The 11919-nt window shown below is 42.4% G+C and carries 6 protein-coding genes and 4 pseudogenes; 2 read left to right on the plus strand and 8 right to left on the minus strand.

The features are described 5' to 3' along the window. Positions 1-526: 526 nt before the first annotated feature. From H6G17_RS30615 to H6G17_RS30630, 5 genes and pseudogenes are all read right to left on the minus strand, one after another. Positions 527-1171 (minus strand): GNAT family N-acetyltransferase, encoded by a 645-nt coding sequence (locus H6G17_RS30615; protein WP_192162279.1) that lies wholly within the window; start codon positions 1169-1171, stop codon positions 527-529. A 60-nt stretch (positions 1172-1231) separates the two neighbouring features. Next, positions 1232-1609 (minus strand): VOC family protein, encoded by a 378-nt coding sequence (locus H6G17_RS30620; RefSeq protein ID WP_192162280.1) that lies wholly within the window; start codon positions 1607-1609, stop codon positions 1232-1234. Positions 1610-1733: 124 nt separating this feature from the next. Then, positions 1734-1838: pseudogene (locus H6G17_RS35015) on the minus strand (glyoxalase); the annotation flags it as partial. Between the two features lie 602 nt (positions 1839-2440). Continuing rightward, on the minus strand, positions 2441-3730 hold the full coding sequence (locus H6G17_RS30625) for a hypothetical protein (RefSeq protein WP_192162281.1): 1290 nt from the start codon (positions 3728-3730) through the stop codon (positions 2441-2443). A gap of 37 nt (positions 3731-3767) precedes the next feature. Next, entirely contained in the window at positions 3768-4217 is a 450-nt protein-coding gene (locus H6G17_RS30630) for a hypothetical protein (protein ID WP_192162282.1), read from the minus strand. 539 nt (positions 4218-4756) lie between these two features. On the opposite strand from H6G17_RS30630, the gene H6G17_RS30635 reads away from it, so the two are divergent. After that, positions 4757-9076: a caspase family protein gene (locus H6G17_RS30635; RefSeq protein ID WP_192162283.1), complete on the plus strand. Its 4320-nt coding sequence runs from the start codon at positions 4757-4759 to the stop codon at positions 9074-9076. 716 nt (positions 9077-9792) lie between these two features. Here H6G17_RS30635 and H6G17_RS33735 read toward each other — a convergent pair. Then, a pseudogene (locus tag H6G17_RS33735) lies at positions 9793-9957 on the minus strand (IS1 family transposase); the annotation flags it as partial. Positions 9958-10102: 145 nt separating this feature from the next. Between H6G17_RS33735 and H6G17_RS30640 the strand changes: the two are divergent. Beyond that, positions 10103-10582 carry a hypothetical protein gene (locus H6G17_RS30640; protein WP_192162284.1) on the plus strand — a complete coding sequence of 160 codons (480 nt, stop codon included), beginning with the start codon at positions 10103-10105 and terminating at the stop codon, positions 10580-10582. On the opposite strand, the pseudogene H6G17_RS30645 reads toward H6G17_RS30640, so the two are convergent. Both H6G17_RS30645 and H6G17_RS30650 read right to left on the minus strand, forming a co-directional pair. Continuing rightward, positions 10579-11289, minus strand: a pseudogene (locus H6G17_RS30645) (IS6 family transposase). The gene H6G17_RS30640 and the pseudogene H6G17_RS30645 overlap by 4 nt on opposite strands. Before the next feature lie 409 nt (positions 11290-11698). After that, positions 11699-11919, minus strand: a pseudogene (locus tag H6G17_RS30650) (group II intron reverse transcriptase/maturase); the annotation flags it as partial.

The raw sequence follows: 11919 nt of genomic DNA on the forward strand, positions 1-11919 counted from the left end.
CTGGGTTTGAGTGAGTATCAGGTCCGAGACGCAATCAGCATGAAGCGGCACTGGATTTTGGTCTTTACCGCCTACACCTTTATCCTTTGGCATCAGTTAACGGCGTTGTCGTAGCAATCGTACAAAAACTGACGCTAAGAAAAACTTTGCCTAAAAGAGAACCTGGCTAGCACCTTTTGAGTAAGCTAAAACCCTGACTCTTTCGTTAAAAGATTATTGGGTTTTACCTAAATGGTTACAAACTAGGCAATGTTTAACGATGCCTAAAATGCCTACACCGTCCGCTTTCTAGCCTTAGCGTAAGTTTCTGTATGGATGCTACCAAAACGCCATCATTGGCAGACTCCAGGTGATTGCAAACTCGCCTTCAAGCCCTGTCATAGTGCGATGCCTAACGATTTGGTTGAGCGGCGACCACCAAATTAAGTAATCAAGGAATTGGTTGTGAGCGTCCGCTCCAGCCGAGGTGTTAAGCTAGATCGCCTTTGACGATCGCTTCGGTAATCGGTCTTATCCGATTCCAACTTCAGAATTGATTTGTGTCGTATTTGTTCATTGTATCCTCAAACTCTTTTGGAGCAGTAATAATTCTAAGTTTCTGAAAATACTCTTTTGGCATAAATTTCCCTAGAATCGGCAAACATTCATCCAAATCGTTTTTTCTGATGCCGAAATTATTACCTGAAAGTAACGAAAATCCAAAATCCGAGTAAAGCTTAATTGCCCAAAAACTAGATGGCTGTGTGTGAAGATAAACAGGATAATCATGCATTTCCAATTTCTGCATAATGATTGAAAGCAAAGCTCTACCAATGCCTTGCCCTTCGTACTCCTTTAAGACTTTGAACCATTGAATTGTGTTAAATTCCTCGTATGCCTTCCAACTTAAGCAAGTGGCGATCGGTTGATTTTGCCGATCGCAGACAAACAAAGTTTTGGCAAAAAAGAGTTCTTCTTTTCCGCCATAAGTCGTGGTGAAATAATCTGACATAAACTCCTCATATTCTTTTGCCAGAGCCGCATCATCAAAAGGCATCGTTTTCCATATACCTAGCTCATCAGGTCTGCAATTTCTGATGAAATAACTAGCAGGCAATTCGGTGAGAGCATTGCGATTCAATGCCTCGCACATCATAAAGATATTTGCGTCGGGTATTTCTTGCTCTTTCATTGCCGGGCGATTCAGTGAGAGATTAGGATTGATAGGTGACTGACATGGAATCAGGCGAAGTTAGGCATCGGGTCCGTGGCAAACCACTTCGATGTTGTGCCCGTCCGGACTAATGACGAAGGCTGCATAGTAGTTCGCGTGGTAGTGCGGGCGCAGACCAGGCGCACCGTTGTCTTTGCCACCCGCCGCCAGAGCCGCACGGTAGAAGGCTTCGACTTGCTGGCGATTCTCAGCCGTGAACGCCAAGTGAAGATGCGCGGGCTTTTCCTCGGTTTGGTACAGGCACAATGAAGCCTTACCCTCTGGTGAGCTAAGCTCGACACCGTACGTCGGCGACCCCTCCGAGACAACAGCGATGCCAAGCGGTTCGAGTGCCTTGAGGAAGAACGCTTTGCTCGCTGCATAGTCGTTGACTCCGAATTTGACGTGGTCAAACATGAGTTCTCCTGAAGTGTGTGGGACTGCGCGAGGGCTAACGATCCGCTTCACCCGCCGCTGATGATCTCTCGGACTCAACCAAACATCTTTACATGATCGCTATACAAGCAAATGTTGGGCGGCATTATTTGTAGTGACTCATGACGTTGATGACGATTCCATTCGGATCGATGACGTAAAATCGGCGTACTCCCCAAGGCTCGTTGGTCAGCGGGTAAACAATTTGAAGTCAGGGTAAACGCATCTAAATTCGCGCCTAGAATATTCGTCGTATTTTCAACTTCACCCGACCCTATGTCTACACTAGTTCTTCTCAATAAAGTGAAGATTGTTGCAAATGATTTCAATTCAATTTCTTCTCAATAAGCCCAAGTTTATCGCTAATATTCTCAATAGACTCGGGATTTCTCTACCTTATTGACATGATGCGTTTGCCCTGTGGAAAGTACCCTGACAGCTAAAACCGAATTATCAATAGTGCTTTCAGCCTGCTTGAAAGCGTGGTTCTGGGCTTTTATGGTTACTATCTTGGTGAAGTGACTCAGACACTATCTCGTTGAGAAGACGATCTAACAAAACCAGCCCAGGTCAGGAATGGCATCATGAGTTGCTGCTAGAGTTGATATTGACTCTAGACTACTTTATTCTGTCGGCAAATTCCACAACGGCTAAATTTCCAGCATTTTTTCATGTTTTAGCCTTTCCAAGTGAAGCAATAAGTTTCTTAGAAAAGGGTTAGACTTCCTGAAACTTTTCAAACAACCTCTCACACTTCTCCCCTGCACGACCAAACTATAGTAGAATAAAGAGTAGATCAAATTCTTTACTTTACTATAGCAATCGTTTTCTCAGCAACCAAACTCCAAAACCAACGAGGACACCAATTGCAAGACTGAAACTGAAAGGGTATTCGCAGACGTGAGCTTGACTAAAAATCTTCTGGCAATCTTTTACAGAACCTTTTAACAGAGATACAGTTGCTACACCAGCGCCAGTCACAGCGACAAGCTCTTGAAAGTTGCGATCGCGTGCGGCTTTTTCGACTTCTATATGACTGCGGATAGCGTTAATTGTATCTTTTAAAAGTTGCAAGCCGAGTTGCATGTTTTCAATATCTTTAGTAATTTGCAGTAAATATTTTCGATTAGCTAGATCGATCGCATCTGCAAATAAATCCAATTGACTATCTTGACCTACCTTTTCTTTAATCAAAGTCAAGCGAGTTTGATAGTCAGATAAATTAATCTCAATGACTTGTTTTTGAAAAGAAAGTTTGAGCAAGTCAACAGTATACTGTTGAAGAATCTCGTTAATATTTTTTACAATCTGTCGAGAACTGGTAAAATTATGCTTATTGTGCCAATAGTCATCTCTATCAATGATTTTTCGATTCTCTTCAATCTTTTTATAATGCTTAATCAAAGATTCTTTGACTAAACGGCTTTGCCAATAAGCCCAGGTAATTTTATTTCGATAGCAAAATAATCCCATCCAATCTGGATAAAAATTAGCCGCTTTTTCAGCGCTCGTTTGGTCGGGATAAATAGCAATGATAACATGGCGATCGCTACTTTCATTCCGAGCCAGATTCCGCGATTGCCAAAATTCAAAAATACTGCCACCTAAAAAAGTACCGCTACGTTTTTGTTGGTAATTATTATCGTTAAATAAAGTATAATAACAATCTTGAGCAATATCTTCAGGATTTTGAACTACATCTTTTGGTAAGTAACCAGAAAGCAACCAAGTTTGCCCGATTGTTGCTAGTTCTCGATTTAGTCTGCTTTCAATTTCGGTTTTGAGAATGGTAAAACACTTAGCTGGTTGAGGTTCAGTTTGATTTTGAACAGAACAATCAATTTGCAAGCCGTAGGTGTCGTTTAATCTGACAGGAAAGTAGTATCCTTCTAAAGTTTCATCGTTCGGCTTAAAGTCAACTTGAGCGGGATCTGTAAGTTTTAAATACTCAGTTTCGCCATCATGTTCTTTGATTTGAATATTATCAGGTAGTTGAGACAAAAAGTTTTCTTTATTCTTGTTGATTTCTCCCTGAGTGGCATTAAGAGGACTTTTTAAGGCATATAGAAATAGATCGAGAGTAGGATAGATTAAGTCGCTCATAAGGTAGTTAGAAGTCAAACTGATTTGATTAGCCAACTCAAAGCAAAAACTCCTTTATTTTCTGCAAAAAAGCTACTTTTTTAACTATTTCTTCGGGGGTTTCAGAACTACCAACAACGATGACAACATTATTGAGTTGGCTTTCGTAACCTTGAGCTTCAGAACTTGGTTTATAGCCTTTATTCATCACAGAATCGCGAACAAGGAGCTGGTTAATTTCAGCTTCGGTAGGAAGTAGATCCTGAGGAATTTCTGCTCCATTCTCCAAGCGAGTTTTATAATCTTGATATAAACGATTTAAGTTAGGATTAGCAGCAATTATCTCTAACAAAAGATTTTTAGTATGGTTTTCCCAAGCTTTTGGTTGAGCATTTAATTGCTTGGCAACTTCCTTGAGTTGCTGTTTTTCTGGTTCGCTTAGGGAACTTTTCAAGTCTTGGAACGCTAGGAGGAAAGCCATCATGGTATTGTCAATTTTCATATTCATAAGTCTCGACCTCAAAATCACTACTGCTTAGTATAAACGTAGGAAAGTTACGCGATTACCGAAACCAACTTGTTAAGAAATACTAAGAAGGTCGCTCGAAGTATTTTGTAGCTTTGTGATTTTATTGTATATTTTTTAACTATGGAAGCTGTTTTTGAGCCAGCAAGATGCCTACTCCACAATTAAGGAAGTGGGATTGCAAGTTTGACTTGTGACTAATTATTTCTACTAAGCTCAGTATTTACATGCCCAGCTAAAGGTAATACTATACTCAATGTTAAATTCTCGGTTTAACGTAATTAGAATGGAGATGAAAAAATTAAGACGAAGAATAAGACGCGGTACCACTTTTCTTGAAAAAGTAAAGTAAAAACTTATACGATTTGCGCTGGCGACAGACTTAAATAATTTTTCATCCAAGATTATAGTATTTGTCCGCAGTTTTCCGTAAAAATGAAAGTAGATGATGATGAATAACTCTAAACTGTGGATTGCCTGCAGTTGAATCTAAACATCCTCAGCGTGATTACAGTAGGAAAATGGCATTAGAATGGGCAGCTCAAGTCATTGGGATTAAAGACTATCCAAATTACACCACCCTATCGCCGCTAACAGCAACGGCAGAGGATGCAGAAAAAATTGCCGCACAGTTAGAGCAATACGGTTACAGAACCTTTCGGGTTCAACGTTTACCAGAAACATTAAACCGAAAAGGAGAGAGTAAGATCGATCCTCAAGGGATGGTAAACATGAAAGAGTTGCGAGAAGCGATCGCCAATCTTTTTAATCCTCCTCAGCCAAATCCACTTCCAGAAACAGCGTTATTTTTCTTTTCAGGACATGGGTGGCATCAAACTATCAATGGAAAGAAAGAAGTTTTTTTAGCGACTAGTGATGCATTACCAGAAAGAAACATCTATGGTATATCCCTAAGTTGGCTGGGAAAGCAATTGCAAATAAGCCCAGTTAAGCGAGTCATTGTTTGGCTAGATTGCTGCTATAGCGGTGAATTGCTCGGATATATTCCCACAGACAAAGATTACTGTTTAATTACTGCCACTCGTTCCTATGAAACTGGAGTAGAAATTCCTCACGAGCAGGGATTGTTGACACAAGCGTTACTGGAAGGATTAAATCCCGAAAACGATCCAGATAGGATTGTAACTAGCCACAAATTAGCAGATTATATCGAAAAGCGCATGGCGCAAACAAGTCAGCGTCCCTTAATTGCTAATTCTCAACGAGCAATTCTGCTCACGACTGGATTACCTAAAAATAGCTTTCAGGATAAATGTCCTTATCGTTCTCTGTCGTATTTTAGCGAGAAGATAGAAGATGCAGAGGTATTTTACGGACGGGAAGCATTGACAAAGCAGTTAATTCAAAAGGTAGGATATAAACAGCGCTTGATTACTGTATTAGGAGCTTCTGGGAGTGGAAAATCATCTTTACTCCGGGCTGGATTACTCTATGGACTAAGGCTAGGACAGGAAATTCCCGGGAGCGATCGCTGGATATATATTACTCCATTTACCCCTAAAGAAACTCCGCTTAAAAATTTACTGGCTGCTTTTTCGCGCTCGTTTCCCGACCTTTCCTTGTCTCAAGATGCAACGGTAAATATTTTTTATCTGACGGTGGAGAAGTTAAAAGTACTAAATACACCTACCGTCTTGATTATCGATCAATTTGAAGAATGCTTTACCATGTGCGATGAAAGCAAGCAGAAAGAATTCTTTAAATATTTGCGACAATTAATTGATAGTGTAGATACAATTTGTATTTTAATTGGGATGCGCTCGGATTTTCGGGCAAGACTGCGAGAATACCCCCAAGTAGCTGAAAAGATCGATAAACATTTCGTTGTCGAACATTTGAACTCCCAAGAAATTGAAGCAGCTATTACTAAACCTGCCGATTTGGTAGGAATAGGTATAGAAGGAGAGTTAAAACGCAAACTAATTGACGATGTTGAGGATTACCCTGGAAGTTTGCCCCTGCTGCAATATACCCTGACAGAATTATGGCGGGAGTCGAGACAGCAAGGAGAAGAGTTTCTTTATCTAAAAACTTATGAGAGTTTAGGTGGGATTGAGGGAACGTTACAAAAACGTGCAGATGAAATCTACAACAGTCTCTTAGCTGAAGAAAAAACTGTGGCGCGGCGAATTTTTCTAGAATTGACTCAGATGGGAGAAACGACGGACACGCGGCGGCGCGCGCGTTTACACGAGATGGCTAATTCCCATCATTCCCTCGAACTGCTGCAACAAGTTAGCGAGAAGTTAGCCGATAAAGATGCACGGTTAATTACAAAAACGGATGATGATGAATCCCATGATGTGATTTTAGATGTTGTCCATGAAGCTTTGCTGCGCCACTGGACGCAGTTAAATGAGTGGAAAAGAGAATATCAAAATGCGATCGCAACCGAACGCAGAATAGAAGCTGCTGCACAGGAATGGCAGGAAAACGAGCGCAAACCAGAATACTTATTTCAAGAGACAAGATTAGGGTTAGCAGAGGAGTATTTAAACAATTACGGCAGATTGGGAATGTTGGATGGACTAGCAGAGGAGTATATTGAGGAAAGTCAAAAACTGCGCGATCGGCGACTTCAAGAAAAAAACCAGAGACAGCAATTAGCACAAGCCGAAGAAAAGGCACGTCAGGAGGCAGAGCAGAAGGTTGAGCAGGAAAGAGAAGCTTTACAAGCTGCTCGGACACGGAATAAAGTTACATTATTCTCCCTTATAGGAATGCTAGGATTGGCTAGCTTTGCCCTTTCTCAGTGGAACGCTGCTCAGAAAAACGCTATAAATGCTTTAGCTAAAACTTCTGAAGCTTCCTTACTTTCTAATGGACAACTTGATGCATTGGTTCCTGCCGTAAAGGCAGGTAGAGAGCTGGAAAATCCCATCTTGTTACTAGAAGCTGATGTGAAACAGACTGTGAGTGCAGCACTACAACAAGCAATTTACAATGTGCAAGAGCGTAACCGCTTGGTGGCTCAAGCTATCAGCGTCAGTTTTAGCCTAGATGGCAAGATGGTTGCTTCTGGTAATTGGGACAATACAGTTAAACTGTGGAATGCCGCTACAGGCAAAGAAATCAAAACTCTCAAGGGGCATCAGAAAGCGGTTGTAGGTGTTAGTTTTAGCCCAGACGGCAAGACGATTGCTTCTGCTAGTTGGGATAAGACAGTTAAATTGTGGGATATCGCTACAGGCAAAGAAATCAAACCCCTCAAGGGGCATGAGGAGCCAATCATAGGTGTTAGTTTCAGCCCAGATGGCAAGAAGATTGTTTCTGCTAGCGCTGACAAGACAGTCAAACTGTGGGATATCGCTACAGGCAAAGAAATCAAAACTCTCAAGGGGCACCGCAATACGGTCACGGATGTCAAGTTCAGCCCAGATAGCAAGATGGTTGCTTCTGCTAGTGCTGACAAGACAGTTAAACTGTGGGATGTCGCTACAGGCACAGAAATCAATACCCTCTCTGGTCATAGTGCTGAGGTCAGGAGCGTATTTTTCAGCCCAGATGGCAAGATGGTTGCTTCTGCTAGTGCTGACAAGACAGTCAAATTGTGGAATGTCATTACAGGTAAAGAAACCGCTGCCCTTTCTGGTCATAGCGATGTGGTCAATAGCGTATTTTTCAGCCCAGATGGCAAGACGATTGCTTCTGCTAGTGCTGACAAGACAGTCAAGTTGTGGGATATCGCTACAGGCACAGAAATCAATACCTTTTCTGGGCATAACGCTCCAGTCGATAGCGTTAGTTTCAACGAAGATGGCAGCACCTTAGCTTCTGCTGCTAGTGCTGACAACACAGTTAAATTGTGGGATGTAGGTAAAGGTCAAGCGATCAAAACCCTCAGGGAGCATAGCGCGGTCAGGAGTGTAGTTTTCAGCCAAGATGGTAAGACGATTGCTTTTGCTAGTGCTGACAACACAGTTAAACTGTGGGATGTCGCTACAGGCAAAGTCACAACCCTCTCTGGTCATAGTGCTGAGGTCAGGAGCGTAGTTTTCAGCCCAGATGGCAAGACGATTGCTTCTGCTAGTGCTGACAACACAGTTAAACTGTGGGATGTCGCTACAGGCAAAGTCACAACCCTCTCTGGTCATAGTGCTGAGGTTAGGAGCGTAGTTTTCAGCCCAGATGGCAAGACGATTGCTTCTGCTAGTGTTGACAACACAGTCAAACTGTGGGATGTCGCTACAGGCAAAGTCACAACCCTCAAGGGGCATGAGGAGCCAGTCATAGGTGTTAGTTTCAGCCCAGATGGTAAGACGATTGCTTCTGCTAGCGCTGACAAGACAGTTAAACTGTGGGATGTTGCTACAGGCACAGAAATCAATACCCTCGAGGGGCACAGCAAAACAGTCTATAGCGTCAGTTTTAGCCCAGATGGCAAGACAATTGCTTCTGCTAGTTGGGACACTACTGTTAAATTGTGGAATGTTGCTACAGGCAAAGTCACAACCCTCTCTGGTCATAGTGCTGAGGTCAATAGCGTAGTTTTCAGCCCAGATGGCAAGACAATTGCTTCTGCTAGTTGGGACACTACTGTTAAATTGTGGGATGTCGCTACAGGCAAAGTCACAACCCTCTCTGGTCATAGTGCTGAGGTCAGGAGCGTAGTTTTCAGCCCAGATGGCAAGACGATTGCTTCGGCTAGTGCTGACAGCACAGTCAAACTGTGGGAATTATACCTAAATAGCAACATAAATGAATTAATGACCCGCAATTGTAATTGGTTACGTGATTACTTGCAAACAAATACCCGTGTTAGCAATAGCGACAGGCATCTGTGCGACGGCATTGGCACTTCGATTCCACCTGGTTCGTAATCTAGCAAGTCGTCTACTTCATTCCTGCCGAAATTCACTAATCCAATTCTTCTAATAATGAGAAATAAATTTTTGCGGAATAGTGATTTCTGGAGTTGAAGATTCCCTTAGTGAGTGCTGTACCTGATTCAACAACACATTTTTAGCAATTGGTGATGCTAAGTAAAGCAAAATTTGTGAGTCCAATTTAACCAGTCCACACTAGTAAAAATGAAAAAACTATTAAGCGCAATGACTCTAGGATCGTGTATTCTTACCGCTACATCTTTGCCCCTAACCCACCCAACAAAGGCTGTAGCGATAACAAAAAGTAACTTCCGTGTTTTCGATCGCTTTGGGAACGCTAGCTCTGAGTTATTTGGTGCCAAGGCTTTACTCGCTGAACACCCAATACAATTAACTCAGACAAGTAGCTTGGAGCAGAAATACCTTCAAGAATCTAAAGATGACCCTTCCCCCACTCCTCGCGATCCAAAGGACCCGCCTAAAAAAGAACATGACTATTGATTTTTGACTTTTTACTAATTGGAGGTTTTGACATGATTTACCGTCTTTTATTAGCTTGCAGTTTACTATCTATCTTGACACTAATAAATATAGTTCCCCCTGCTACTGCTATGAGCGATCGGACTCAACAAAAATGCAACCCTAGAGACAGTAGATGCCCTCGATATTGACAGAAAAACTTTTAAAGAACAGCTAAAGTAGGGGAAAAGCAATACAATCCGCACATCTGCCTCACTCACTTGACGGCGGTAGTAGAGTGTATCGAAAGTCTCAGTAAAAGTTTGATGGCATTTCGCACAGCAGTAACGTTGAGTACCTTGACTCGTCTTACCATGTTTATGCGGTTTCTCATGACCACACAGAGGACATTTCATTGTACTGTTCAACAGGATTACACCTTGTTCAGCTGGTTGACTGACAAAAGTGGAAAGAAGGGGAGGCGTAGCCCTTTATTCAAGGGCATTGCCATCGTACACTGACTGGTAACCACACCAAACATCAGGGTAAGACAATGGTAAAATGGTAAAAACCTCCCATATTTATCATGAACTGCTTAAACTATTGGGTCAATCGAAACAGTGGGTAGATATTCGACATTTACATACATTGATTTGGATGGTTGTAGGACTAATTTGTTCAGAGTGCATCAATCCGACAAAATGGACAATCTATGTGGATAGTCGAGCTAGATTTGCCCAAAGCCATCAACGGCGTTTTAGTCGTTGGTTGCATAACCCCCGAATCAACGTTCAGCGTTTGTACAGCCTAATAATTCATATAGCGATGAGTCAATGGGGCGAACAGGAAATAGTTTTAATCGAAGACACAACGATGCTGTGGAATCGATATTGCTTGATTCGGGTTTCAGTTCGATATCGGGGACGGGCAGTACCAGTCACATGGCGGGTGATGGAGCATAAAAGTAGCAGTGTATCGTTTGAGGCTCTGTTGCAAAAACCTTTTAAGGACAAAAGAGTTATTCCAGTCGAGACGGATTAAGCAGCAACTCCAAAAATTTGAGACACGAATTCTACTTGAGCTAAACTGTCGCCTTTTTCTACTCCGATAATTTGCCCTTTTCTAATTTGATTCATCGTTTCGTAACCAATAATTGTCCTGATTGCTGTATGGAAGGATTGAAAACCAAGCCAGGATTGACTAGCTTTTTGATAAATCTGTGGTCTTGTTCCACTAGATTATTTAAGTATTTATTTTGCCTTAACTTACAAGTTGTATCTATAGTCTTTTCTGTTTTCGACTCATCGATGGCTGGAGGATAAGCAGCATTTTTATCTACGTTGATGACTCGTGGCGATGGAGTGCGAACCGCCTTCAGTGCTTTACGGAAAAAGCGTATCGCTGCTCGTTTATCCCGTTTGGCGCTCAACATAAAGTCGATTGTATTGCCCGATGAATCTACGGCTCTGTACAAATACTTCCACTTTCCTTTGACCTTGACGTACGTTTCATCTACCCGCCACGAATCGTTTGTCGGTTTCAGTTGTGGGCGGCAACGTTTTTCTAACTCCGGTGCATAGCGTTGTACCCATCTATACACAGTTGAATGGTCAACGCTCAATCCCAAGAGCACGCATCATTTCTGACACGTGGCGATCCGAAAGTGGATAATGCAAATACCATCTCACACACAGGAGGATGACTTCCGGTTGATAGTGCCGCCACTTGAAAGGATACTTGGAGTTAATTGAGAGCGTATTTAGCTTTCTAGAGAAAATATACTACCAACTCCGCACCGCTTTTTGCAACACAACCCCTTGGACTTGGCAAGATATTGCTGTTTATCCCACACTAGCTTGAGGCACTATCGATTCAAGGGTGTCTTACATCAAGGATGGCGATTATTTCGCACTTTTTCCTTGTAGGGACATACCGATCCTGAGCCTGCATTTGCCTCAAGAAAGCAGATGCACAAACAGTTGGAGCGGGAGTTTACAGTCAACTCTTATAGTTTTGTATCTTGAGTTTTGTCAGTCAACCAGGTCTAGTAGTCCCACACTTTTGTAGGGCAAAACCGATTTGTTCGGAGTTTGGTTAACCTAAGCCAGGGAGTCGCCTCCCTGACTTGGCTTCAAAACCAGACGCGACTCGTTAAAGTCATCCGGCTCCTCTCCAACTCGGCTCCGTGTCAGGAGTACCAGTTACAGTTTCGTGTCCTGTTGCGTGTACCTGGTCGTGGCAGTGACGATGCAACAGTGCCAAGTTGTGGCGACCAGAATTATAGTGATTGCCATCGCGATGATGAGTTTCAATCAAGTCACTTGGCAAAAAGTGAAGTCCACAGTGATAGCATTTTCCCCCTTGTTGTTTGAGGAGAG

This window comes from Chroococcidiopsis sp. [FACHB-1243] (assembly GCF_014696895.1).
GTDB lineage: Bacteria > Cyanobacteriota > Cyanobacteriia > Cyanobacteriales > Chroococcidiopsidaceae > Chroococcidiopsis.

Bases quoted from the DNA above. Each gene is read 5' to 3' on its own strand.
- H6G17_RS30640 (WP_192162284.1), top strand. From the start codon at position 10,103: ATGGTAAAAACCTCCCATATTTATCATGAACTGCTTAAACTATTGGGT.
- H6G17_RS30630 (WP_192162282.1), bottom strand. From the start codon at position 4,217: ATGAATATGAAAATTGACAATACCATGATGGCTTTCCTCCTAGCGTTC.
- H6G17_RS30620 (WP_192162280.1), bottom strand. From the start codon at position 1,609: ATGTTTGACCACGTCAAATTCGGAGTCAACGACTATGCAGCGAGCAAA.
- H6G17_RS30625 (WP_192162281.1), bottom strand. From the start codon at position 3,730: ATGAGCGACTTAATCTATCCTACTCTCGATCTATTTCTATATGCCTTA.
- H6G17_RS30635 (WP_192162283.1), top strand. From the start codon at position 4,757: ATGGCATTAGAATGGGCAGCTCAAGTCATTGGGATTAAAGACTATCCA.
- H6G17_RS30615 (WP_192162279.1), bottom strand. From the start codon at position 1,171: ATGAAAGAGCAAGAAATACCCGACGCAAATATCTTTATGATGTGCGAG.